The following is a 24,222-nucleotide window of genomic DNA, read 5'->3' on the forward strand; positions in this document are numbered from 1 at the left end:
GGGTGGCCGTTCCGGCATCTCATACCCTTGACGGGAAGCACCGATGAGCGCGGTCCTTGATAACATGCCCGGCGTACGCCGAGGAAACTCGGTCCCAGTAACTACCGGGAACACGCCCCCGATGAAGAAAAGCAACAACGCGTTGATGGATGCGCTGTTCAAGAACGTCACCCGACTCGCGGCCTTCCTGGTCCTGAGCCTGCTGGCCGCCATCCTCGTATCCCTTGTCTTCGGCAGTCAGATCACGCTGTCCAAGTACGGCCTGAACTTCCTGACCTCGTCCGAGTGGGACCCTGTCAATAACGAGTACGGCGCCCTGGTGCCTATCGTCGGCACCTTGCTGACCTCGTTCATTGCCCTGGTCATTGCCGTGCCGGTGTCCTTCGGCATCGCCATGTTCCTGACCGAACTGTCGCCGACCTGGTTGCGCCGCCCCCTGGGCACCGCGATCGAAATGCTGGCCGCGATCCCGTCGATCATCTACGGCATGTGGGGCCTGTTCGTCTTCGCCCCGCTGTTCCAGACCTATGTGCAGCCGACGCTGATCAACACGCTGGGCAACATCCCGGGCGCAGGCATCCTGTTCCAGGGTCCGGCCTTCGGTATCGGCGTGTTCACCGCCGGCATCATCCTCGCCGTCATGATCATCCCGTTCATTACCGCCGTGATGCGCGACGTGTTCGAACTGGTCCCGGCGCTCCTGAAGGAATCGGCCTACGGCCTGGGCGCAACGACCTGGGAAGTGGTGTCGCGAGTCGTACTGCCCTTCACGAGAGTGGGTGTGGTCGGCGGCATCATGCTGGGCCTGGGCCGGGCATTGGGCGAGACGATGGCCGTCACGTTCGTGATCGGCAACGCCTACCGGCTCTCGACCTCGGTGTTCGCACCGGGCAACTCGATCGCCTCGTCGCTCGCCAACGAGTTCGCCGAAGCGTCGGACGATGTCCACCTGTCCGCCCTGATCGAACTCGGTTTGATTCTGTTCCTCATCACGACCATCGTGCTGACCTTCTCCAGGCTCATGCTGTTGCGCCTGTCGAAGAGCGAAGGCATCAAGAGCTAAGCGACCATGATCCCGACCATTATCAACATGCAAAATCCGGTGTACCGTCGCCGGAGCACCACCAACAAGGTCATGCTCGCCCTGTCGGCGGCGGCCCTGATGTTCGGCCTGTTCTGGCTGTTCTGGATCATCCTGACGCTGCTCACCAAGGGCGCCAGCGCGATGGCCTTTACGCTGTTCACTGAAATCACGCCACCTCCCGGCCAGAACGGCGGGCTGATGAACGCGATCGTCGGCAGTGTCATGATGGCCGGCATGGGCACGCTGATCGGCACGCCGATCGGTATCCTGGCCGGCACCTACCTGGCTGAATTCGGCCAGCGCGGCTGGCTGGCGCCCGCCACGCGCTTCATCAATGACGTGCTGCTGTCGGCTCCGTCCATCGTGATCGGCCTGTTCATCTACACCGTGTATGTCGCCCAGGTGCGGCACTTCTCGGGATGGGCCGGCGCCCTGGCCCTGGCCGTGATCGTGATCCCGGTGGTCGTGCGCACCACCGACGACATGCTCAAGCTCGTGCCGAACAGCCTGCGTGAGGCCTGCGCCGCGCTGGGCTGCCCGCAGTGGAAGATGGTCACCATGGTCTGCTACCGCGCTGCCCGTTCGGGCATCGTGACCGGCATTCTCCTGGCCGTGGCCCGCATTTCGGGTGAGACCGCACCGCTGCTGTTCACCGCCCTCAACAACCAGTTCATGTCGTTGAACATGAATGGCCCGATGTCGAACCTGCCCGTCACGATCTTCCAGTTCGCGATGAGCCCGTTCGCCGACTGGCAACGCCTGGCCTGGGCCGGCGCGACGCTGATCACGCTGCTGGTGCTGGCGATCAACATCGCCGCCCGCATCATGTTCCGCAAGCAGGCAGCCTGAGCCCATGCCCGCCATTCACTCGACATCTTCGATCCAGACCCCTCGTAACGGACCCGCCATGGACATCCACACCTTGCCCGCCAAGCTCGAAGTCAAGAACCTGAACTTCTACTACGGCAAGTTCCACGCCCTGCGCAACGTTAACCTGACCATTCCGGAAAAGAAGGTCACCGCGTTCATCGGACCGTCGGGCTGCGGCAAATCGACCCTGCTCCGCACCTTCAACCGCATGTTCGAGCTTTATCCCGAACAGCGCGCCGAAGGCGAGATCAACATGGACGGCGAAAACCTGCTGACGTCCAACATGGACATCTCGCTGGTTCGCGCCAAGGTCGGCATGGTGTTCCAGAAGCCGACGCCGTTCCCCATGAGCATCTACGAAAACATTGCTTTCGGCGTGCGCCTGTTCGAGAACCTGAGCAAGGGCGAAATGGACGAGCGCGTGGAATGGGCCCTGACCAAGGCCGCGCTGTGGGAAGAAGCCAAGAACAAGCTGAACCAGAGCGGCCACAGCCTGTCGGGCGGCCAGCAGCAGCGTCTGTGCATCGCCCGCGGCATCGCCATCAAGCCGCAAGTGCTGCTGCTGGATGAGCCATGCTCGGCACTGGATCCGATCTCGACCGCCAAGATCGAAGAGCTGATCGCCGAACTGAAGGACGACTACACCGTCGTCATCGTGACCCACAACATGCAGCAGGCGGCACGTTGCTCGGACTTCACGGCCTACATGTACCTGGGCGAGCTGATCGAATTCGGCGTGACCGACCAGGTCTTCATCAAGCCGACCAAGAAGGCAACAGAAGACTACATTACCGGCCGCTTTGGCTGACTATCGGTTTTTGACAGTAGCGTGGCACGTTACTGTGCGCGGAACTTGCTTTTGCCCAGCTGCCAGTGCTATACTTTTTTTCTGCCTGAAAGGGTAGTGAAAAAAGTACGACCACTACGCGACTCGCCGAGCTTAATATGGCGGACGCAAAGTACTTCGGAGTGTAGCGCAGCCCGGTAGCGCATCTGCTTTGGGAGCAGAGGGTCCAAGGTTCGAATCCTTGTACTCCGACCAATTTGAAAGCCCGTCTTCTGAAAAGTCGACGGGCTTTCGTTCGTCTGGGCAGCAGATTCAGCACGACAGCGGCAGGACGGCTGAGTATCATCTCGGCCACCTCTTGCCCCCGTTGACTGCCACGCCATGACGCGCCCCGCGACGTCCACCCACCGCATGCCTCTGATGGACGCCATCAAGGCCGCCGGCTGCCTGGCCGTCGTCGCGCACCACCTGGCCTTTTACGGGCCGATGTCCGACGTGGCGTATCCGCTGTCGCAACCCTTGTTCGACGGGCTGTATGCGTATGGCCGGATGGCGGTGCAGGCCTTTCTGGTGGTGGCGGGGTTTTTGTGTGCGATGCAGCTGGGGCCGCAGGGCGGGGCGAGTGCGTCCACCTTTCCCTGGCGCGCCATCGGCAAACGCTATCTGCGCCTGGTCGTGCCGCTTGCCGCCGCCTTGACGCTGGCGATTGTCTGCAACGGCATCGCGCGGCGCTGGATGACGCATGAATCCATTTCGGCGGTGCCCAATCCCTGGCAGCTGTTCGCGCACGTGCTGTTTCTGCAAGACCTGGTGGATCAGGAGGCCTTGTCGGCGGGCGTCTGGTATCTGGCTGTCGATTTCCAGCTGTTCACGATGATGGCGCTGATGCTGGCGATCACCGCGCGGGCCGGGCTCCGCAGCATGGGTATGGTGGCGATTGCCGGGCTGACGTGGGCCTCGTTGATCGCGTTCAATCGCGACGATCTGTGGGACGAGACCGGTCTGTATTACCTGGCCTATTACGGCCTGGGCGCATTGGTGTTCTGGGCAACCGAACCGTCGGTGAGGCGCCCGCAGGTCTGGTTGGGGCTGCTGGCGGCCTGCGTGGTGGCGGCCTTGCTGGTGGACTACCGGGTGCGGATTGTCGTGGCCGCGGCGGTGGCGGGGCTGCTGGCCTGGGCCCGGTGGTCGGGCGGGCTGGCGCGCTGGCAAGTGCCCGACATCGTGTCCTGGCTCGGGCGCATTTCCTTTTCCATCTTTCTGGTGCACTTTCCGGTGTGCCTGGTGATCAACGCGGCCGTGTCACGCTTCCTGCCTGCCACGCCCCTGATCAACGCCTTGGGCCTGATCGCAGCATTCTTCTGCAGCATTGCGGCCGGCGCGGTGTTCTACCGGCTGGTCGAAGGGCGGCGGTTCAACGCGTGGGAGCAGGGCGGGGTGGTCGCCCTGTTCTTGGGGGTGGGGTTGGCCGCATGGAAACTCGGCTGGTAGAGCGGCACCGGACCGGACCCGCGCGGCAGCGGGCAGGCGATAACACTGCGCGCGACCTTCACGGTCACCGCCCCGGCAGGGTGATTTCGCTCACCCCCGGATGCACCCACCGCAAACATTCCCGCGTCGCATCGATGCACCCGCCGTCCTTGTACACGCCCTGCGGCTCGCGCAGCTTCAGCATCATCGAATAGATGCGCTCCACCGCCTGCGGGTCGGCCATCGTCTCGCGCACGCGTTCGTCCACGATGTCATCGTTCACGGCCAGCGACCCGTCCGGCTTGCGATAGGTCGCGTCCCGCCAGTGATAGATCTCCAGGCACTTGCGCTGCAAGGAAAATACCTTGGTCGGTGTCCAGAAATTGTTGAACAGGCCGTTGCCCAGGTAAAAGATCCAGGACCCTTCATAGCCTTCCACGTCCGATGAAAACGGATCGGGGTTGCGGAACCATAGCCGGTCGCCGGGCACGTAGAACTTGAGCGGCAGCGGCGCATCCATGGTCCCGTATTCACGCAGAAATACTTCGTGGAATTCACCGGACACAATCGCGCGCGTTTCCCATTGCCGCTGCAGATCCTCGGCAAGCTGCGGGTTGCAGACGGCCAGCTCGCGCGCCAGTCCGATCAGCGCGACGTATTCGGTGGCGCGGTAACAGGAAAACGACCATTTTCGTTCGCCATGATCGGGCTGGGTGGCCTTCTGCAAGGCCTCGCGCAGCGCCTTGCCGGGCTTGACGGTAAAGCCGCGCTCGTCGCTGTAGTCCCACCAGTCCATGGGCCGCTCGGCGTCGACCGTGTCAAAGGCCAGCACCGCTTGCCGCGCCGCTTCGACGATATACCGGCGGATGCGGATCGACGACAGCAGCTCGGGCACGTGCGGAAAGACAAAGGTGACGGGCGACGCCAGCATGGCCACGGCCACTTCGGTCTCGAGGTCCTGCGGACGGGCAAGGGTGTCCAGTCCCAGTTCATCATGCAAGCGGGTCGTGTCGTAGCCCGGTGTCCAGGCTTCGAACAGGTCGGGCCGCAAGGTCAGGCGCAGACCCGGCCGGTCGCTGTCCGACGCGTGCCGCAGCTCGGCGACCTCTTCCAGTCCGTGGACCCGCAACCAGTCCATCACGTCGTGTTCGGCCTCGGCGCGCGCTTGCGTGGTCCCGGCCAACACCAGGATGCCGCCGTCCGCCTGGACTGATCCGCCCTTGATATCCGTCATGCCCTGCTCCCCGCCACTAGCGATCGTTGTCGGTAGGTTGTAGTCAAGTTGCGCGCGATTTGCCAGCACGCAAATCTCACCGAGTCATGACAATTTTGTTCAAAAGGCAAAAGCGGGGATGGCCGCACACTGCCGATACAATGCCTTTCCACCGCCACGCTCACCTAGGGGCAGCCATGCGCGCCGATCTACAGTCACTGGACATCCATCACCTGACGGTGCTGAGTCTGCTCCTGCAGCACTGCAGCGTGACCAAGGTGGCCGAAAAGACGGGTCAGGCGCAGCCCGCAATCAGCCGGATGCTGGTCCGCCTGCGCAAGGTGACGGGCGACCCTCTGCTGGTGCGCAGCGGCATCCGCATGGTGCTGACGGAACGCGCGGTCGCGATGCGCGAACCGCTGCAGGAAATCCTGGCCCAGGTGGCGCGCATCGAAGTCGGCACCAATTTCGCGCCAGACCTGTCCGACAAGGAATTCCGGATCGCCTGCGCCGACTGCATTCCCACCTTGCTGCTGCCGCAAATCATCGCGCGGCTGACCAGCGCCGGGCGCCGCATCCGCGCGAAGCTGCGGCTGATCGATCCCGCCTTTGACGTGGCGCGCGCGCTGGAAGAAGGTGAGCTGGACCTGGTGATCAACAACAGCCCCAATCCGCGCGAAGACCTGCGCATCGGCCGCCTGTACACCGACGAAGTGGTCTGCATGATGCGATCCGGCCACCCGCTGGCAGGCGAGGCCCGTCTGTCATTGGCGCGCTACCTGAACATGCAACACCTGGCGCCACAACCCAGTTCGCTTCGCGAAATGGGACCGGTGGACGGCGAACTGGCCAAGGTGGGCTATCGCCGCGTGATCTCGGCCACCGTGCCCGAGTTCAATCTGGCGCCCTACGTGTTGCTGTCCACGGACCTAGTCTTTACCACCGGCCGCGTGTTTGCCGAGCACTACGCCAAGCTGCTGCCGGTCACGATCGTGCCGGCCCCGCTTGAATTTCCGCCGATGCGCTTCTATCAGCTGTGGCACGAACGCAATCACGCGAGCGATTCGAATCGCTGGCTGCGACAGCAGGTCAGCGATGCGGTGCGCGAATTGGTCGTTGATCCGCAGCATGGCGATCGCGGCATCCTGACCCCCGCAGTAGCCGCCGAGGCCTGACTCATACCACTTGCGTTATGTACTGTATGGTGGCCGCGAGGCTGCCGCCTTCCCCGGATGCCGCATAGACTGCCTTATCGGTCTCTTATGCCGGTGTGACATCAGGAAGCGCACCACGTCGGTGTGCACCACTTTGGGGAATGGCAATGTCTATACGTCGTTGGTGGCCCGTGGCAGTAGCCACGCTGTTGACCGCAGCAAATGCGCACGCCGCAGAAAAGCTCACCTTCCTCACCAGCTGGAAGGCCCAGGCAGAACACGGTGGCTACTACCAGGCACTGGCCAAGGGCCACTACCAGGCCTGTGGCATCGACGTGAACATCCGCCAGGGCGGCCCCGCCATCGATGGCAAACAGCTGTTCGTGGCCGGCGCCGTCGACATGATGATGGCCTCGTTCAGCGACACCGCCTTCCAGGTCAATGAAGCCGGCTTCGCGGGCAAGGCCGTGATGTCGTCGTTCCAGAAAAGCCCGCAGATCCTGATGACGCATGCCGGCAATGGCATCGAAAAAATGGAAGACATGCGCGGCAAGCCCGTCATGGTGTCGGCTTCGTCGCGCACCAGCTTCTGGCCCTTCCTGCGCAACAAGTTCGGCTTCACCGATGCCCAACTGCGCGCCTATACCGGCCAGCTCGCTCCGTGGCTGCTCGATCCCACCGGCATCCAGCAAGGCCTGCTGACCAACGAGCCGTATCGCGTGCAGACCGAAACGGGCAAGTCGCCCAAGACCTTCCTGCTGGCCGACTACGGCTATGAGGCCTACAGCTCGGTCGTGATCGCGAGCAAGAAGATGATCGACGAAAAGCCGCAGGTCGTGCAGTGCTTCGTGTCGGCCACCCGCAAGGGCTGGGAAGAGTTCTTCGTGGATCCCAAGCCGGCCATTGCCCTGATCAAGCAGAACAACCCCGAGAACACCGACGACCTGATCGCCTATGCCATCCGCACGATGAAGTCGGCTGGCATCGTCGAGTCCGCCGATACGGCCAAGGGCGGCATTGGCACCATGACCGACGCGCGCTGGAAATCGCACTTCGACATGCTGGCGTCGGCCGGCCTGATCTCGAAGACGCTGGACTACAAGAGTGCGTACACCCTGCAGTTCGTGAACGCGAAGTAAGAGGGAGCCTGCCATGATCGTGACGAAACAAGCCGTGCTGCGCCGCTTCTGGTATGCGGTGATGCCCGTGTCCTTGCTCGACGAAGGGCAGCAGGGATTCACGCTGCTGGGCGAAAAGATCGTGCTGTGGAAGACCGCCGAAGGCAAGATCGCCTGCCTGCAGGACCGGTGCTGCCACCGCACGGCCAAGCTGTCCCTGGGTTTCGTTGAGAACGACAACATTGTCTGCGGCTATCACGGCTGGACGTTCGACACGGCAGGCGCCTGCGTGCGCATTCCCCAGCGGCCCGATGAACCCATCTCTGCGAAACATTGCGTGAAGGCGTTTCGGGCCGAAGAAAAGTACGGCTATGTGTGGGTCGCGCTCGACGATCCGCTGACCGGCATTCCCGAGATCCCCGAAGCCGCGCTGCCGGGCTTTCGCCAGGTGCCCGAGTTCTACGAGCCCTGGAAAATCGGCGCCCTGCGCCTGATGGAAAATTCCTTCGACTCGGCGCATGTGGCCTATGTGCACCGCGAAACCTTTGGCGACGTGGCCCAGCCCGAAGTCGGCGCGCGTGAAGTCGAAGTCAGCGACTTCGGTTTCGATTCAGCCTACGACTCGCCGGTCGTGGTGCGCGGCGACACGGCGCAGAAAGCGGTAGTGACCGCCGATGGCCGCACGGTCCGTCACACCCACTCGACCTGGTACATGCCGTTTGCGCGCCGCACCGCCATTCGCTATCCCCATGGCCTGCAGCATGTGCTGATCACCTGTGCCACGCCCATGGACGATGGCAACACCATGGTCGTGCAGTGGGTCTATCGCAATGACACCGAAGCCGATGTGGCGTCGGCCGACGTGGTCGCCTTCGACCGCGCGGTCACGCTCGAAGATCAGTTGATCCTTGAAAGCTGCGAGCCCGATGTGCCGCTCTCGACGCAGGACGGCGAAGAACTGCACATGCCATCGGACCGTCCCGGCCTGATCATGCGCCGCATGCTGTCGCAACTGCTGCGCGAGCACGGCGAAACCGAACAGCGAGCCTTCGCATGAGCACACCTGCCAACAGCCTGCCCGGGGCCGCCGTGCGCGGCGTCGCGCCGCCTGCATCGGTCGCCGCTGGCGCCGCCGCCGCGTCATCGCCGTCGGGGGCCCTGCCTTCCACGCCGACCGGCACGGCCATCAAGGCCCCGTCCAAGTGGCGCACCCGCGCACCCAACATCCTGCTGCCGCTGATGACCGGCGTGGCCTTCCTGCTGCTGTGGGAATGGCTCGTCACCATCAACAACATTCCCAAGTTCGTCCTGCCATCGCCGTCGTTGATTTTCCAGACGCTGATTGCCGACCACGAGGCCCTGTTTCGCGCGCTGCGCTTCACGGCCGCGATCACGCTCAGCGCTTTCTTCCTGGCCTTGATCAGTGGCCTGGCCGTGGGTGTGCTGCTGACCCAGAGCCGTTCACTGGAACTGGCGTTCTGGCCGTACGCCGTGGTGCTGCAGGTCACGCCATCGATCGCCATCGCGCCGCTGATCATCATCTGGGTGGGCCTGGACCGCCTGTGGCTTGCACTGCTGTTGCTGGCGTGGATCGTGGCCTTCTTCCCGATCCTGTCGAACACGGCGATCGGGCTGAAGTCGGTCGATCATGGCCTGCGCAATGTGTTCGAGCTGTATGGCGCCTCGCGCTGGAAGCGCTTCCGTTATCTGCAGTTGCCGTCGGCCTTGCCCTACATCCTGGCAGGCGTGCGGATCTCAGCCGGCCTGTCGGTCATCGGCGCGGTCGTGGCCGAGTTCATGGCGGGCAGCGGGACCGCCACCGGCCTGGCGTGGACGATTGTGGAAAGCGGGAATCTGCTGAACATCCCGCGTATGTTCGCCGCCTTGCTGATGCTGTCGGTGTTCGGCATCGGCATCTGGTATGCGACGGCCTTTATCCAGTGGCTGCTGCTGCATCGCTGGCATGAAAGCGAAACCAAACAGGAGAATTGATCATGTCCGCCGCGACGTCCGCAGTAACGAGATCCGGCTTTCCCCGCCGCCAGTGGGTCGACATGACGACCGAGGAATTTGCGGCGCTGACGCCCGACACGGTCGCGGTGCTGCCCGTGGCCGCGATCGAGCAACACGGCCCGCACCTGCCGGTCTTCGTCGATGCCTGCATCAATGCCGGCGTGGTCGAACGCACGCTCAAACTCCTGCCCGATGACCTGCCCGTCACCTTCCTGCCGGCCCAGACTATCGGCAAGTCGAATGAACACCAGGCCTTTCCCGGCACGCTGACCCTGCGCGCCGAGACACTGATCCAGCTGTGGACCGACATTGCCGAAAGCGTGTATCGCGCCGGCATCCGCAAGCTGGTGCTGTTCAACTCGCATGGCGGGCAGCCGCAGGTCATGGACATCGTGGCGCGTGACCTGCGCGTGCGGCTCGACATGTTCGTGGTGACGGCGGCGACCTGGAGCTTTGGTTCCGTGCCCGATCAGTATCCGCCCGATGAAAAGACCTACGGCATCCATGGCGGGTCGAGCGAGACGTCGATGATGCTGGCGCTGCGGCCCGACCTGGTGCGACTGGACAAGGCGCAGGACTTCAAGCCGCTCGGTATTGAGCTTGCTCAGGAATATCGCTACCTGAATGCCGAAGGCCGGGTGGGCTTCGGCTGGCAGACGCAGGACCTGCACCCGGCCGGCGCCTGCGGCAACGCGCTCGACGCCGATGCCGAGCGTGGCAACGAGAGCCTGGATCATGCGGCGCGCGGCTTTGCGACGCTGCTGCAGGAAGTCCATCGTTATCCCCTGGAACGTATGAGGTCCCGCGCATGATCGCCGCCGTCCCCACGCTCGCCGCCGTGAACACGGCGGCCCCGCATGCTCCCCACGTCCCTGCCTCTACCAAGCCCCTGGTGCGGCTGCGCGGAGTCGACAAGGTCTATGCCAACGGCACGCTGGCCGTGCAGAACCTGAACCTGGATATCCGGGCCAACGAATTCATCAGCCTGCTCGGCCCGTCGGGCTGCGGCAAGTCCACCGCGCTGCGGATGATCGCGGGCCTGGGCGAACACAGCCGCGGCGAAATCGACTGGCCCACCGCCCGCTACGATGCGCGCGGCCGGCCCATTCGCGAGATTGGCTTCGTGTTCCAGGAGCCCACGCTGATGCCGTGGGCGACGGTGTTCGATAACGTCTACCTGCCCCTGATGTTGAAAGACATCCCACGCGCCGAAGTGGTTGACCGTGTCAACAGTACGCTCGACATGGTGGGGCTGCTCGGGTTCGCCAACTCGCATCCACGCGAATTGTCGGGCGGCATGAAGATGCGCGTGTCCATTGCCCGGGCGCTCGTCACGCAGCCCAAGCTGTTGTTGATGGATGAGCCCTTTGCCGCGCTGGATGAGATCACTCGCTCAAAATTGAACAACGACCTGCTCGACATCTGGCAGCGCGCGCAATGCACCGTGGTCTTCGTGACGCACAGCATCTACGAAAGCGTGTACTTGTCGAACCGCATCGTGGTGCTGGCCGCGCGGCCGGGCCGCATGATCGGTGAACTGGCCGTGGACACGCCGTACCCGCGCACCAATGATTTCCGGCTGACGCCCGAATACATCGCCCATTGCCGCGCGGTGTCCGACATGCTGGACCTTGCCATGTATGGCGCTGCGCCCGCAGCGACGCTTGCTTCGGATCATTCGCATGCCGGCTAAGTCTCTTCCGCTGGGTTCGTCATCGCGCAATCAATGGCAGGTGTCGCGCGAGTCGGCCAATCTGGTGCGGGTGCCCGCCGCGCCGCAGCCGGTCAGCTTCGACGCCACGCCGCAGTCGCTCACGATCGACCTGCGTCGCATGGCGATCGTCGTCGTCGACATGCAGAACGACTTCTGCCACCCGGATGGGTGGTTGGCATCGATCGGCGTGGATGTGGCGGCGGCGCGCACGCCCATCACGCCGCTGGCCACGCTGTTGCCGGCATTGCGCCAGGCCGACGTGCCGGTGGTGTGGGTGAATTGGGGCAACCGCCCCGACAAACTGAACCTGAGCCCGTCGCTGCTGCATGTCTACAAGCCGACAGGCGAGGGCGTCGGCCTGGGCGACCCCTTGCCATCCAATGGCGCGCCGGTCCTGCAGGCCGGATCATGGGCCGCCGCCGTGGTCGACGAACTGGCGCCGCAAGCCGGCGATGTCGAGGTGGCCAAGTACCGCATGAGCGGCTTCTGGGACACGCCGCTCGATTCGATCCTGCGCAACCTGGGCGTGACGACCTTGCTGTTTGCCGGCGTCAATGTCGACCAGTGTGTGCTGTGCACCCTGCAGGACGCGAATTTCCTGGGCTACGACTGCGTGCTGCTCGACGACTGCTCGGCCACCACGTCGCCGGCCTTCTGCGCCGATGCCACCCGCTACAACGTCAATCAATGTTTCGGCTTTGTCGCCGAGTCCACCGCCTTGCTGCAAGGGATGTCAGCATGAACGTGCCAGCAGCCATCAAGAAATCCATGGGGGCCTGCCCGGCCTTCCGTATCTCCAGCGGGGACACCAATTACTTTGCCCTGGTTTTCGACCGCGAAGGCGAAGACTGCGACCTTGTTGCCGTGGTCGAGATCTTCGAGCCCGGTGGCCGCACGCCGCCCAACGGCCACCTGCGCGCGCACGAAATGTTCTTTGTGCTGGAAGGTGAGGGCGATGCCTATGCCAATGGCGAATGCACGCGTATTGCCAAGGGCGATGCGCTGATGATCAAGCCGGGCACCGCGCACGCGATTGAAAACGTTGGTGCCGGCAAGCTGTATTGCCTGACGGTGATGGTGCCCGATGAAGACTTCGCGGCGCTGATCCGGTCTGGCATTCCAGTCAAGCTGCAGGAAGACGATCTGCGGGTGTTGGGCGGCTTGCGCTGAACGTCTGCAGGACTGCCGCCCATGCGGTGTCGCGCAGTTTTTGCCAGCCTCGGGAATTTTTTTCACGTCCATGACAGGGCGCTAACGCAACTTCCGCAGGCGTGAATGGCTTGGCATGAAGCGTGCATGAGGGGTGTCATGGATGACCTGCACCCGATCCCGAGCCAGCACGAGATTGCTGAGATCCCCGCCGACGCGGCCCTGCACTGCCAGGTAGGCGGGTTGACGTACGTCGATGACCGGCTGCCGGGCATCTCGCGCAAGATCGTGCGCAAGCACTTCCAGTACTTCGACCCGAACGGACAACGCATCACGGACCAGGCCGAGATCAAGCGCATCAACGCGCTGGTGATTCCGCCCGCGTACACGAATGTGTGGATCTGCCCGGACCCCGACGGCCACATCCAGGCCACGGGGCGCGACGCGCGCGGTCGCAAGCAGTACCGTTATCACCCCCGCTGGCACGAAGTGCGCGACGCGAACAAATACGAGCAGCTGTCCGAATTCGGGCATGCCCTGCCGCGCATCCGCAAGCACGTGGACGCCAGTCTGGCGAGCAGCGGCCTGTCGCAAGAAAAGGTCATGGCGGTGGTGGTCCGCTTGCTCGAAACCACGCTGATCCGCATTGGCACAAGCCGCTATGCCAAGGTCAACCGGTCCTACGGGTTGACGACCATGCGGCGCCAGCATGCGTCGGTGCAGGGCGGCCGTATCCGCTTCAAGTTTCGCGGCAAGAGCGGTGTCGAGCACGACGTCACGCTGACCGACCGGCGCGTCGCCAACATCGTCAAACGATGCATGGAAATTCCCGGCCACGACCTGTTCCACTACCGCGACGACGACGGCACGATCCGGCACATCGATTCTGGCACCGTCAACGCCTACCTGCGCGAGGTGGGCAAGGGCGAGTTCACGGCCAAGCACTTTCGCACGTGGGGCGGGTCGGTCATTGCGCTGGCGGCCCTGCAACGCATTCCCTTCACCAGTGCCGATGATGCCCGCAAGGTGGTGGTCGCGGTCATCAAGGACGTCGCCAAACGGCTTGGCAATACGCCTGCCGTGTGCCGGTCCTGCTATATCCATCCGGCCATCATCGACGCCTACCTGCGCGGCGACATGCCGCCTCCACCCAAGCTGGCCAGCCCCCGGGGCTTGAGCATCGATGAGCGCAGGCTTTTGCATTTTCTGGAAAGCACCCAGGCCCAAAGCTGATTCCGCCGCAGGTATGGAAGTTGCGATTGCTGAGCTGTACGACTCATCAATCGCATTGCCAACGGCAAGGAGAGCCATATGGGATCATCCCTGGAAGGTAGCAGCGTCGCCGTTCTGGTCATGGATAATTTCGAGCAGGTCGAGATGACCAGCCCGCGCCAGGCGCTGGAGGCTGCCGGCGCCAAAGTGGTCGTCATATCGAAAAAAGCGGGGCAGGTCACCGGCATGAATCACGACGTCAAGGCCAACAGTTTTCCGGTCGACCTGACATTTGACGATGCCGACCCCGATCAATTCGCCGCGGTGGTGTTGCCCGGTGGCGTATTCAACTCAGATTCGATCCGCACGGAAACCGGCGCGCAGCGCTTCGTGCAGAACATGCATGAACAGGGCAAGCCGATTGCCGTCATCTGCCATGGGGCATGGTTGCTGGTGTCGGCGGGACTGGTCGATGGCAAGAACATGACCAGCTGGCCGTCGCTGCAAGATGACATCCGCAATGCGGGTGGCGACTGGATGGACGAAGAAGTGGTGCTGGATGGCAACCTGATCAGCAGCCGCAAGCCGGACGACCTGCCCGCCTTCAATGCCAAGCTGATCGAAGCGCTGGGTGCGAGCCAGGCGCAGATTCCTGCTGCAGGGATGCCCACCTGATCGGTTGCCTGCCCGGGGGATACGATACAATTCGGCCCTTCCGCAGATCTGCCCTTAGCTCAGTTGGATAGAGCAACAGCCTTCTAAGCTGTGGGTCGGGGGTTCGATTCCCTCAGGGCAGGCCACCGACTTCCTGTTCCGCCACCGCGCCTTCGCGGTGGTGCGACCGAAAAAACCGCCACATCAACGCCGACGCATCCGGCCCCCGCCGCGCATGGAAACGATGCGCCGGGTCGCCGCCCGCCCAGGCGTGATCCAGCTGCGCGATCTCACACACCCGCACGACCGTTTTGTTGCCGCGCCGATAGTCCAGGCGGCGGTAGGCGTCGGGCGTCGACACGGCCAGGTCCGTCGCGACCGGCGCTTCGTTGTCCATCCCGTTCACATGCAGGAATTGCCGCGTCAATTGCTCGGCGTTCCGAGGTGCGACCACCGGATCCCGCATGCCTTGCAGGATCACCGCAGGAAGGGCGGCGTCGTGTTCCAGGTGCCCCGGGCGCGTATTGGCGCCCAGCACCCCTGCCAGCAAGGACAGCGGGTCACGCAGCGTGCCGCGCCGCATGGTGCTCAGCCCCGCCGACGTGCTGCTGGCCGCGCCCACCACCGCCCCCGAATGCATTCCCACTGCCGCGAACCGATGCGCATGCCGCAAGGCGACGAGCGCCGCCATGCCGGCGCCGGCGGACATGCCGGCCACATACCGTCGTTCAGGATCCAGTCGGTATTGCTGAGTTACGCTGTCCGCAAGGTTGGCGATGGCATCGGCTTCGGCCGCACCTGCACCGGCTTCAGGCTGGAACCAGCGCCAGCACCGGTGGGACTGGGCCCCGCGCGACTGCTGTGGATACAGCACGGCGAAGCCCTCGCGTTCTGCCAGCCGGTTCATGCGGGTCCCCGCCGCAAGGTCGCTCGCACTCTGGCTACAGCCATGGAGCATGACGACCAGCGGCAAGCCCACTGCGGGCCGGCTGGATGGCAGATAGACGAAATAGTCCAGGCGGCCGATCAGCTCGCCCTGCATGGGCGGGGTGGAAAACACACCCGCGACCCAGGTACCGGTGGCAGCCGCTGCCACCGGCGCAATGGGCACCGGACGCCGTGCGCTGCGTTGCAAGGGCGACCGGGCCAGCGTGCCGCTGCTGAGCGTGCCCTGACTGGCTTCCGCGGCCGTGCGTTTGCGCAAAGTCGTCGGGGCAATGCTGGCCTTCGTCGCGGTGGGCTTGGGCACGCTGGCCTTGAGCGCCTTGGCGTTGGCGGCCGCGGTCTTTGTCGCCGTGGTCGTGGCGAGCTTCATGGCACGACGTTGCAGCCGCGCAATGCCGGTCGCGGCGTCGAGCATCAGTCGTGTCAGTGAGCGGCTTCTTCTGGCCATGGAGATTCCCGGGGGTCGGCACAAGGTGGCCTGATTGGTATTGTCGGCTATCTGCTGCCGGATGGTGCACTGCGGTGACCAACGGACACCTTGCCGCATCCGCGCCACGGCGGGCACAAAGTCGTAAGGATTTATCTTGATGGGCAGCGTCGTATCGACATGTCACGATCGCTGTTCCAGTCATCCGGGGGCCTTGCCCCCAAGGTGGTGATCAATCACCGCCGGCGGCATGGGATTCAGGCGGGCCACTCCGGGCCGCCAGTCGCACGCCGCGTTTGAAAGGAGTCAACCATGTCACATGGCGCAGGCGAAAGCTACAAGGGGTATTTCATCAAGACCGTGGCCAGGCCAGTCAATCCCCACAGTTCGGTCTCAGTGCTGTTCGAAGGCTCGGCCAGCGTGTCGCAAGACCCCGCCGCAAGCTACGAGGACATCGTCCCCGAAGCGCATCTGGGTGAAGACCAGGTCTTTGGCACCGAATTCGAAGCGCACCGCCACGCGGAACGCGCGGCGCGCAAGTTCATCGATGGTCTGAGGCAGGAAGCGAGAAGCGCCTGACGACAGGTGGCTGACGACAGGCGGCTGACCACAAGAACCTGACCACAAGCGCCTGACGCGTGCGATGCGCGGCGCACGCGGCTGCTTGCGGCACGCAGGCGGCAGGTGCTCGTGCGACACTTTTTGGGCCGCCAACCAGCCCCGATCCAGCATTTCCCATCCTGGGAGTTTCCCTAGGGTGGATTACCGGAAACTTCGGCGCGACCAAGCTTTTGCTCCGGAAATCTCGCAAGCAACGGCTGCATGGACGACGCCTTCGCCCTGCATTATCTGCATAGTCGCGCTACTTTTCACGCGTGGACTCGGTAAATTGCGCCACCTGCGGGTAAATTATGCGCGCCAAAATGCGGCGACTAGGGAAAACACGAAGGTTTCGGTGCCATCCTTGGGATAAGTCCTGGAAAATCAAGCACTTGGATTCATCGCAAATACCACTGCACGCGGCTAATTAAAAAAAGCGAAAAGCCCTTGAGGTTTTTCACAAACATTGTTGTACAGTAGCGGTACGCAAACGCAAACCGGTTGACGAGAAGGGCTTCGAGCCCCATAGTCAACTGGCAAGATTTTCAAGTGACGCGGTTTTGTTCAGTGTGGTTGCCTTTAACGGTACTTCAGTTGGCCTATTGCCCTTCCTTGATTTCTTCTTGCGGTTCCGAGCATTTGCTCACCTAAACTCCAAGGAAGTACAGCATGGCCACAGGCATCGTTAAATGGTTCAACGACGACAAAGGTTTCGGGTTCATCATGCCCGATGACGGCGGCAAAGACCTTTTCGCCCACTTTTCGGAAATTCAAGCAGAAGGTCGCAAGACTCTGCTGGAAAACCAAAAGGTGAGCTTTGAGGCGACCCAAGGTCCTAAGGGCCCGCAAGCCTCGAAGATCCGCCCGCTGTAAGCATTAGCTGCCAGCCCTGCGCTGTCGGCACTGGTCCCTAGGGTCCAGTCGCTCTACAAGTCGTCGGTCCAAAAAGCTCCTCCGGGAGCTTTTTGTTATTGTGTGCGGGGCAGATGTCTCGATGCCGGACGCTGGGCAAATTTGAGTGTTCCGCATTGCCAAGTTCCCAAAAATTAGCTAGAATGCACTTCTTCGCTGCTCAAGCCTGCTTGGGCAAATAAAGCGTGAGGCAGTAAGTAGTGCAGAGTTATCAGTAAAGCAGTTGGTAGTAAGCAGTACGTGTTGACAGCGGTGGCTGTAGCTCAGTTGGTAGAGTCCCGGATTGTGATTCCGGTTGTCGTGGGTTCGAGCCCCATCAGTCACCCCAGTTTCTTCAAGCGTACCGTTCTCAGCAGTCCTCAGGCCGATCGGCCACCTCCCGCGTTTCGCTTTCACCATTCCCCTCTTTGTAAATCACCCCGTTGCCGGCTGTGTACGTCCTGCGTGTCTCCATGCTTGCCGAGCGCCAAAGCTGCCATCGCTGGTAAATAACACTGCAGATCAAGCCGCCATCGCGCCTGGAATACGGGCAATGCCTGCCGCCCTGGCGCGGTTGTGTCCGAAGGTTGCGGCAAGTGCAAAAGGGCGCAGGCGCGCCTGCACGCCGCCATCGAAGTGGTTAAGATGGCGCCTGCGTTGACGGGCCGTCCGTCAGCGGCTCGCGCTGACGATTCCATTCCGGTTTCGGGGGCGCGAATGCGCTGCACTGCAGCGTTCCAACGCGGTGCGACAGGTATGGATCTTGCATTTTCCTTGCGCGCGCCCGCCGCGGCGTGTCATTCGAGGAGATGGGATTTGAATCAGGCTTTGCCCCGCCGTGTGCTGATTGTCGACAATTATGTCAGCGCCGCGGAAGCGCTCGCGGAAGCGTGCAGCGATCATCATGATGTGCGTTTCGTTGGCGGCGGATCGGCTGCAATGGAAATGGCGCTGTCGTGGCGTCCCCGCGTGATGGTCCTGGATATCGACATGCCGGCTCCCAACGGGCTGGATGTCGCGACCATGATCCGAGAGACCTCTCATCTCGATCCCATCATGTTGATCGCCGTGACCGGGCGCGACGCCGCGTTTGACCGGGAAGAAGCCCTTGCGCACGGCTTCGACAGTTATCTGACGAAGCCGGTGGATGTCGATCTGCTGCTGACGCTGATCGCGGGTGCGGAGTAGGCTGGGGCCGGGCGAATAGCCGGGCAGGGAATGGCGCGATGAGCGCCGTTTACAGCGCTGCGGCCTTGGCGGGCAGCTTGTTCGCCGCGGGCGCGGCGGCCGGAGCGGGGGCATCGAGCCTTGCGCGGCCGTTGGGCAGCACCGGAGCGACTTCGGGCCGGATGACGGTCAGGTTGTTCTGCATCATGTAGTCGTTCATTTCGCGCCAGCCCAGAAAGATTGCGGCCTTGGGCATGTTGGGATTGAACGTATAACAATCTTCGAGTGCGCGGCCGGCCTGGCGGCAGGCGCCGCCGATGGCCTTGCCTTCGGCTTCCTTGCGGGCTTCGAGTTTCGACACAGGTTGCAGGCCGACATAGTCGCAACCGGCGAGGCCGCCCAGGACGGCCAGCAGCACGCCCTGGTGCAGCGGGCGTACGATGGAACGCAGGATGGAAGTCTGGGACATGGCTAAGGCGGATATCGATGTCGTCATAGGGGCTTTATCGGACGCCATAGCGTGGAACTGTAGGGCCGCCTTCTCTAAACTTGTGCCAACCCTTGCCGATAAGTGAGTGATGCACCGTCATATCCCTCCTCACCTGCCCGCCGACGGCGCGCCAGGCAGCCTGACTCTCGAAGACTGGGACGCCCTTGCGCGTTCCGGCCTGTTTGCCGGTACCACCGCCGAACAACGGCTGCTGGTCGAACCGTTCGCGTGCACGCGGCACCTGGCCCACGGGGCCTTCCTGCTGCAGCCGGGCGAAGCCAACAGCAACATCTACGTGCTGGTCGAAGGGCAACTGGGCGCCTACCGCGACGCGGCCACGCAGCGCATGCTGGCCCGGTTTGTTCCAGGTGATGCGGTGGGCGAGCACGCCCTGATCGGTCAGGACGGCGGCACGGTGTACGTAGCGGCGCAGTGGCCGTCGCGGCTGGTCGTCCTGGATGCGGCCGCGCTGCGCACGGTGATCGACGCCGTGCCGCGCGTGGCCATCAACGTGCTGGACATGTTGAGCGAGCGGCTGCGGGCCATGAACCTGCGCCTGGAACCCGAAGAGCAAGCCGAGTCCATGGATTTCATGGCGAAGCACGACGCCGTGACGGGACTGCACAACCGCCGCTGGATGTCGGACGCCTTCCAGTCCGAGATCGCGCAGTCGCAGCAGGTCGGGCAACTGCTGCACCTGATGCTGATGGATATCGACCACTTCGACCGTTTCAATCAGGCGCTGGGGCGCAACGCAGGGGACGCCATCCTGCGCCAGCTGGCCGATCTGATCCGGCAAGTGCTGCCCGGGATCGAGACCCTGGTGCGCGTGTCGGGCGACCGCTTCGCGGCGCTGCTGTCCGACGTCACCCTGAATGAAGCCGTGGCGGCGTGCGACCGCCTCCGCAATCACATTGCGGGCCGTCAGTTTGCCTTGCGGGGTCACATCGCCACGCAGATCACCGTGTCGATCGGCATCACGCCCGCGGGCAATGACCTGGATACGGCGCTGTCCAACGCTGCGATTGCACTGTCACGGGCCAAGGAACGCGGTCGCAACCTGGTGGAGTCCTTTCCCACCTAGCCTCCGGGCGGCCCGATGGCCGCTGCCGGTGTATCCTTCGGGTCGGCTTCCAGCGGGGGGAGCAGGGCGCTGCCGCGCCCTCTTGCCGCACCAATCTCTACAGGGTCACCGTGGTATCAGATTCCTCATCGACCGGGGCGCCGGCCTCGGCCGCGCTCGCGGCGGTGCGTCGCGCACCGCAGTTCGTGGTGCTCGACGCCTGCGTGCTCATGTCGTCCATCCTGCGCCCTGTGCTGCTGGACGTCGCCGACGCCGGTTTTTTCCAGCCGGTCTGGAGTGCCCGCATCGGCCACGAATGGCGGCGCAACGCCGCCCGCATCTGGGCGGTGGCGCCCGAGCAGCTCGATGCCCAATGGGCGGAGATGACCGAGCGCTTTCCCGCGGCTGACCCGGGCGATCTGACTGCCTACGAGGCGGGCCTGCGCTATAGCGATGAAAAGGATTGGCACGTGATTGCCGCCGGACTGGCAAGCCGGGCGCGCAGCACGAGCCAGATGACGCCCGAGGTGCGGGTGCTGACCTGGAACCTGAAAGACTTCAACAAGGGCGAATTGAAGCGCCAGGGCCTGACGGCGTGGGACCCGGACCGTCAGCTGTCGGCCTGGCTCGAGCAGTCGCCCGAGCGCATGCTGCCGCTGCTGCTGACCGTGCGCACGCACGCGTTGGCGCGTGGTCGCGACGAGCCGATTGCCCAGACCCTGAAGCGCGAACGGCTGTTCCGCTGCGGGCGCCTTCTGGCCGCGATGGAAGGAGTGGCGGCATGACGCTCGTCTATATCGTGATGGCGACCCTGGTCAGTGGTGTGGTGTCGGCCCTGGTGGCCGGCTGGCTCGGCTTCCGGTATTTTTCGCGTTTTCTGCATGAGATGGTCAGCTTTTCGGTCGGCGTCCTGCTGTCCGTTGCGCTGCTGCACACGCTGCCCGAAGCGTTCGAGTCCGAGGCCGACACGCGCACCCTGTTTGCGTTGCTGCTGGGCGGCCTGCTGATCTTTTTCATGCTCGAAAAAGTGGCGCTGCTGCGGCACAACCATCACCACGAACACGATGGGCACCATCACCCGGCGGGGCACGATGCACACGAAGCCGGACGGGGCGGAATGGCCGTGCTGGTGGGTGACGGCCTGCACAACTTCTGCGACGGCATCCTGATCGCCGCCGCATTCCTGGCCGACCCCAAGCTGGGTGTGCTGACGGCCCTGTCGATCGCTGCGCACGAAGTGCCGCAGGAACTGGGCGATTTCATCATCCTGGTCAATGCCGGCCTGACCCGCAAACGTGCCCTGCTCTTCAACGTCTTGTCCAGCATGATGGCGATTCTGGGGGGCGTGCTGGGCTATTTCCTGCTGGAAAGCTCGCAGGCCCTGCTGCCTTACGTGCTGGTGGTGGCCGCCAGCAGCTTCATCTACATTGCCGTGGCCGACCTGATGCCGCAGATGCAGAAGCGGACCAGCCTGCGCGACAGCCTTCCGCAGTTCGTGCTGGTCGGGGCGGGCGTGGCCATCGTCTACACCTTGACGGTCCTGTTCCACGCGCATTGAGCAGGGGCAGGGCAGGTGCAGCGGCCCCTGGCCCCACCTGACCCTGGCCCACCTGGCCCTAGGCAGCCGGCGCTTCTTCTTCCGGACGCACCCGCGTCGTCAACAATTCTCCGTGGTGCTCCAGCACCGGGTAGGCTGCTGCGGCCACCAGGTGCGTGTTGACTCGCCGCAGGTCGCGCAGCACGTCCAGGTGCATCCCGCTCGTTTCCGAACTGTCGATACGACCGGCGCGCAGACGCGCAAAGTGGGCGTGGGTCGCTTCGGTTTCCATGATCCGGAAGACATCCTTTTCGGCTGCCAGCATGCGGGCGGCGCGGGCGTCGTCGGTCATGAACAAGGACCCGGCCAGCTGCAGGTTGGTGGCCAGGCGATCCAGCATGGCTGTCATCTCGGCCTGCCCCTCGGGCGAAAACCGCAGGCCGCGCTTGAGCCGTTTGGTGGCCTGGGCCAGCAGGTTCTTTTCGATCACGTCGCCGGCATGTTCCATATTCGTGATGAAGGTGATGATTTCGCTTGCCCGGCGCCGGTCGTCCGCCGTCATCTCGTCCGGATCCAGCGCCGACACATAGGTCTTGATCGCGGTGTTCAGGCGGTCCAGCACGTCGTCCTGGCGCTTGCCCTCGGCGATCCGGTTGCGGTCACCCTTTACGAACGCATCGCGCGTAAAGGCCAGCATGCTCTGCAGGGTGTCGGCCATGCGCAGCGCCTCGCGGGCGGCGTGGCCCAGTGCCACGATGGGCATCTCGCGGGCCGCGCTATCCAGGTAGCGCGGGCGGCCGGGGTCGGACGGATCGTCATTGGCCGGCAGCCACCGCCTCAGCAATTTTGCGTAAGGCGTGAGCAAAGGCAGGCACAGCACGGCCAGGCCGACGTTGAACAGGGTGTGGAAGTTGGCGACCGCGCGCGCATGGCCGCCCCCAAGCCCGCTCACCCATGGCTGGATGACGTCCAGCAAGGACAGGACGGCCACGGCGCCCACGCCGCGCACCACGAAGTTGCCGAGGGGCAACCGGCGGGCAACCGGATCGTCCTTGGCCGACCCTTCCAGCAGCGGGTTGATGGCCGTGCCCAGGTTGGCGCCAAGCACCAGCGCAAACGCCGTATCGGGCGGCACGATACCCTGCGTGGCAAGCGACATCACCAGCACCACGACCGCGACGCTGGAATGCGCCGCCCAGGCCAGTACTGCCGCAATCACCATGGCCAGCCCGGTCTGCGACGCCAGGGCACGCAGGCCGGTGCGCAGCGCAGGCAGGTCGCGGTAAGGCTCGAGCAGGCCTACCAACAGGTGCAATGACATCAGCAGCAGGCCCAGGCCGATCATCACGCGGCCCAGGTCGCGCGTCATGCTGGCTTGGCTGCGGCGGAACATGACGACGCCGATCAGCACCAGAATGGGCGCGACGGGCGAGATGTCGAAGGACAGCAATTGCACGATCAGCGTCGTGCCTACGTTGGCGCCCAGCATCGCGCCCAGGGCCGGGACCAGGCCCACCAGGCCGCTGGCCGCAAAGCCCGCCACCATCAGGCCCGTGGCCGTGCTGCTCTGCAGGATGGCGGTGACGCCCATGCCTGCAAAAAATCCGTAGAAACGGTTGGCCAGCGCAATCCCCAGCGCCGTGCGCAGGCGGGGCCCGAAGGCGCGCTGGATGCCGGTCTGGACCATGTGGACGCCCCACAGCAGCAGCGCCACATAGCCCGCCAGGTCGAGCAAGGTAATCAGAATAGTCATTGAACCGTCAATCGGCGCGCACCGGGCGCGCCGTCATCACTCCTTGAAGATCTTTGCGGCTGGCGCAGACCCTGCGCTCAGGCGCAGGCCGCACCACCTCGCGCGCGCATCAATGCATGTACCAGCCGTGGCTGACCACGAAGGACTGCCCCGTAAAGGCCGCCGACGGGAAAGTCGCCAGGAACAGCACCGTGTCGGTCACGTCCTGCAGCGTCGTGAATTCGCCGTCGACCGTGTTGCCCAGCATGACCTTGCTGATGACTTCTGCCTCGCTGATGCCAAGGCTCGCGGCCTGTTCGGGAATCTGCTTGTCCACCAGCGGCGTGCGCACGAAGCCCGGGCAGACGACGTGGGATCGCACGTTGTGCGGGGCGCCTTCCTTGGCCAGCACCCGGTTCAGGCCAAGCAGGCCGTGCTTGGCGGTCACGTAGGCCGACTTGAGGGGCGATGCGAGGTGGGAGTGGACCGAGCCCGTGTAGATCACGATGCCGCCGCGGTTGTCTTTGTACATGTGCTTCAGGGCCGCCTTGGTCGTCAGGAAGGCGCCATCGACATGGATGGCCATGACTTTCTTCCAGTCCGAGTACGCGAACTCGTGGATGGGCGCCACGACCTGGATGCCGGCGTTCGAGATCAGGATGTCGATGCTGCCATAGGCATCGACCACCTGCTGCGTCCCGGCTTCGACGGCTGCTTCATCGGTGACGTCGATCGCCACGCCCATGGCCTTGCCGCCCGCGGCTTCCAGTTCCGCCGCCACGGCCTGCGCCGCGGCAAGATTGATGTCGGCGATGGCAACGGCCGCACCGGCCTTGCTCAGCCCGATCGCGATGTCCTTGCCGATACCGCTGGCGCCGCCGGTCACGATGGCGACTTTTCCCTGGAGCTGCATGGTGTGTTCCTTGGTGAGG

General features: G+C 63.8%; 25 protein-coding genes and 3 tRNA genes. 23 read left to right on the plus strand and 5 right to left on the minus strand.

Annotated features, from left to right (window positions below):
* The first annotated feature begins 43 nt into the window (after positions 1-43).
* The 5 genes from pstC (at position 44) to IE116_RS23920 (ending at position 4,232) form a co-directional block, all read left to right on the plus strand.
* Positions 44-1,063, plus strand: a complete 1,020-nt coding sequence (gene pstC / locus IE116_RS23900; protein WP_189616181.1) for a phosphate ABC transporter permease subunit PstC — start codon at positions 44-46, stop codon at positions 1,061-1,063.
* A gap of 6 nt (positions 1,064-1,069) precedes the next feature.
* Positions 1,070-1,933: a phosphate ABC transporter permease PstA gene (gene pstA / locus IE116_RS23905; RefSeq protein WP_189616182.1), complete on the plus strand. Its 864-nt coding sequence runs from the start codon at positions 1,070-1,072 to the stop codon at positions 1,931-1,933.
* A gap of 58 nt (positions 1,934-1,991) precedes the next feature.
* Entirely contained in the window at positions 1,992-2,762 is a 771-nt protein-coding gene (gene pstB, locus IE116_RS23910; RefSeq protein WP_189616184.1) for a phosphate ABC transporter ATP-binding protein PstB, read from the plus strand.
* Between the two features lie 157 nt (positions 2,763-2,919).
* Positions 2,920-2,996, plus strand: a tRNA-Pro gene (locus IE116_RS23915).
* Between the two features lie 126 nt (positions 2,997-3,122).
* Positions 3,123-4,232: an acyltransferase family protein gene (locus IE116_RS23920; protein WP_189616186.1), complete on the plus strand. Its 1,110-nt coding sequence runs from the start codon at positions 3,123-3,125 to the stop codon at positions 4,230-4,232.
* A 64-nt stretch (positions 4,233-4,296) separates the two neighbouring features.
* On the opposite strand, the gene IE116_RS23925 is transcribed toward IE116_RS23920, so the two are convergent.
* The gene (locus IE116_RS23925; RefSeq protein ID WP_189616188.1) at positions 4,297-5,445 is read right to left on the minus strand and encodes a TGL-type protein-glutamine gamma-glutamyltransferase; all 1,149 of its coding nucleotides are present in this window, start codon (positions 5,443-5,445) and stop codon (positions 4,297-4,299) included.
* Between the two features lie 176 nt (positions 5,446-5,621).
* On the opposite strand from IE116_RS23925, the gene IE116_RS23930 reads away from it, so the two are divergent.
* The 11 genes from IE116_RS23930 to IE116_RS23980 all read left to right on the plus strand — a co-directional run bounded on the left by IE116_RS23930 (position 5,622) and on the right by IE116_RS23980 (position 14,584).
* Positions 5,622-6,599, plus strand: a complete 978-nt coding sequence (locus IE116_RS23930; RefSeq protein ID WP_189616190.1) for a LysR family transcriptional regulator — start codon at positions 5,622-5,624, stop codon at positions 6,597-6,599.
* Between the two features lie 146 nt (positions 6,600-6,745).
* Positions 6,746-7,717, plus strand: coding sequence for an ABC transporter substrate-binding protein (locus tag IE116_RS23935; RefSeq protein ID WP_189616192.1), 972 nt, complete (start codon positions 6,746-6,748; stop codon positions 7,715-7,717).
* A 13-nt stretch (positions 7,718-7,730) separates the two neighbouring features.
* Positions 7,731-8,753 carry an aromatic ring-hydroxylating dioxygenase subunit alpha gene (locus tag IE116_RS23940; protein ID WP_189616194.1) on the plus strand — a complete coding sequence of 341 codons (1,023 nt, stop codon included), beginning with the start codon at positions 7,731-7,733 and terminating at the stop codon, positions 8,751-8,753.
* Complete coding sequence (locus tag IE116_RS23945; protein WP_189616196.1) at positions 8,750-9,688, plus strand: ABC transporter permease; 939 nt, start codon at positions 8,750-8,752, stop codon at positions 9,686-9,688. Before IE116_RS23940 ends, IE116_RS23945 begins: the two co-directional genes overlap by 4 nt.
* Positions 9,689-9,690: 2 nt before the next feature.
* Positions 9,691-10,521 carry a creatininase family protein gene (locus IE116_RS23950; protein ID WP_189616198.1) on the plus strand — a complete coding sequence of 277 codons (831 nt, stop codon included), beginning with the start codon at positions 9,691-9,693 and terminating at the stop codon, positions 10,519-10,521.
* Positions 10,518-11,402 carry an ABC transporter ATP-binding protein gene (locus IE116_RS23955; RefSeq protein WP_189616200.1) on the plus strand — a complete coding sequence of 295 codons (885 nt, stop codon included), beginning with the start codon at positions 10,518-10,520 and terminating at the stop codon, positions 11,400-11,402. Before IE116_RS23950 ends, IE116_RS23955 begins: the two co-directional genes overlap by 4 nt.
* Positions 11,392-12,165 carry a cysteine hydrolase family protein gene (locus IE116_RS23960; RefSeq protein WP_189616202.1) on the plus strand — a complete coding sequence of 258 codons (774 nt, stop codon included), beginning with the start codon at positions 11,392-11,394 and terminating at the stop codon, positions 12,163-12,165. Before IE116_RS23955 ends, IE116_RS23960 begins: the two co-directional genes overlap by 11 nt.
* Positions 12,162-12,593, plus strand: coding sequence for a cupin domain-containing protein (locus IE116_RS23965; protein WP_189616204.1), 432 nt, complete (start codon positions 12,162-12,164; stop codon positions 12,591-12,593). The genes IE116_RS23960 and IE116_RS23965 overlap by 4 nt, the downstream gene beginning before the upstream one ends.
* Before the next feature lie 138 nt (positions 12,594-12,731).
* Positions 12,732-13,805 carry a DNA topoisomerase IB gene (locus tag IE116_RS23970; RefSeq protein ID WP_189616206.1) on the plus strand — a complete coding sequence of 358 codons (1,074 nt, stop codon included), beginning with the start codon at positions 12,732-12,734 and terminating at the stop codon, positions 13,803-13,805.
* 78 nt (positions 13,806-13,883) lie between these two features.
* On the plus strand, positions 13,884-14,459 hold the full coding sequence (locus IE116_RS23975) for a type 1 glutamine amidotransferase domain-containing protein (RefSeq protein ID WP_189616208.1): 576 nt from the start codon (positions 13,884-13,886) through the stop codon (positions 14,457-14,459).
* A 48-nt stretch (positions 14,460-14,507) separates the two neighbouring features.
* Positions 14,508-14,584: transfer RNA gene (locus IE116_RS23980), tRNA-Arg, on the plus strand.
* On the opposite strand, the gene IE116_RS23985 is transcribed toward IE116_RS23980, so the two are convergent.
* A complete protein-coding gene (locus IE116_RS23985) occupies positions 14,572-15,831 on the minus strand; it encodes an extracellular catalytic domain type 1 short-chain-length polyhydroxyalkanoate depolymerase (protein WP_229828869.1) in 1,260 nt (419 codons plus the stop codon). The genes IE116_RS23980 and IE116_RS23985 overlap by 13 nt on opposite strands.
* A 291-nt stretch (positions 15,832-16,122) precedes the next feature.
* On the opposite strand from IE116_RS23985, the gene IE116_RS23990 reads away from it, so the two are divergent.
* The 4 genes from IE116_RS23990 (at position 16,123) to IE116_RS24005 (ending at position 18,489) form a co-directional block, all read left to right on the plus strand.
* Positions 16,123-16,389 (plus strand): hypothetical protein, encoded by a 267-nt coding sequence (locus IE116_RS23990; protein ID WP_189616210.1) that lies wholly within the window; start codon positions 16,123-16,125, stop codon positions 16,387-16,389.
* Positions 16,390-17,079: 690 nt separating this feature from the next.
* Positions 17,080-17,283, plus strand: a complete 204-nt coding sequence (locus IE116_RS23995) for a cold-shock protein (protein ID WP_179590344.1) — start codon at positions 17,080-17,082, stop codon at positions 17,281-17,283.
* A 291-nt stretch (positions 17,284-17,574) separates the two neighbouring features.
* Positions 17,575-17,650, plus strand: a tRNA-His gene (locus IE116_RS24000).
* Positions 17,651-17,877: 227 nt separating this feature from the next.
* On the plus strand, positions 17,878-18,489 hold the full coding sequence (locus tag IE116_RS24005; protein ID WP_189616213.1) for a response regulator: 612 nt from the start codon (positions 17,878-17,880) through the stop codon (positions 18,487-18,489).
* Positions 18,490-18,538: 49 nt separating this feature from the next.
* Here the strand turns inward: IE116_RS24005 and IE116_RS24010 are convergent, their stop codons facing one another.
* Positions 18,539-18,937 (minus strand): hypothetical protein, encoded by a 399-nt coding sequence (locus IE116_RS24010; RefSeq protein ID WP_189616214.1) that lies wholly within the window; start codon positions 18,935-18,937, stop codon positions 18,539-18,541.
* A gap of 109 nt (positions 18,938-19,046) precedes the next feature.
* Between IE116_RS24010 and IE116_RS24015 the strand changes: the two genes are divergently transcribed.
* From IE116_RS24015 to IE116_RS24025, 3 genes are all read left to right on the plus strand, one after another.
* Complete coding sequence (locus IE116_RS24015; protein WP_189616216.1) at positions 19,047-20,042, plus strand: GGDEF domain-containing protein; 996 nt, start codon at positions 19,047-19,049, stop codon at positions 20,040-20,042.
* Positions 20,043-20,251: 209 nt separating this feature from the next.
* A complete protein-coding gene (locus IE116_RS24020) occupies positions 20,252-20,806 on the plus strand; it encodes a PIN domain-containing protein (RefSeq protein WP_229828904.1) in 555 nt (184 codons plus the stop codon).
* Positions 20,803-21,579 (plus strand): ZIP family metal transporter, encoded by a 777-nt coding sequence (locus IE116_RS24025; protein WP_189616219.1) that lies wholly within the window; start codon positions 20,803-20,805, stop codon positions 21,577-21,579. The genes IE116_RS24020 and IE116_RS24025 overlap by 4 nt, the downstream gene beginning before the upstream one ends.
* A 58-nt stretch (positions 21,580-21,637) precedes the next feature.
* Here the strand turns inward: IE116_RS24025 and IE116_RS24030 are convergent, their stop codons facing one another.
* Together IE116_RS24030 and IE116_RS24035 are read right to left on the minus strand one after the other, a co-directional pair.
* Positions 21,638-23,311 carry a Na/Pi cotransporter family protein gene (locus IE116_RS24030; protein WP_189616221.1) on the minus strand — a complete coding sequence of 558 codons (1,674 nt, stop codon included), beginning with the start codon at positions 23,309-23,311 and terminating at the stop codon, positions 21,638-21,640.
* Between the two features lie 109 nt (positions 23,312-23,420).
* The gene (locus IE116_RS24035) at positions 23,421-24,203 is read right to left on the minus strand and encodes a 3-hydroxybutyrate dehydrogenase (RefSeq protein WP_189616222.1); all 783 of its coding nucleotides are present in this window, start codon (positions 24,201-24,203) and stop codon (positions 23,421-23,423) included.
* Positions 24,204-24,222 lie beyond the last annotated feature (19 nt).

Origin of the sequence: Pigmentiphaga litoralis, from assembly GCF_014651835.1 — a bacterium.
Classification (GTDB): domain Bacteria; phylum Pseudomonadota; class Gammaproteobacteria; order Burkholderiales; family Burkholderiaceae_B; genus Pigmentiphaga; species Pigmentiphaga litoralis.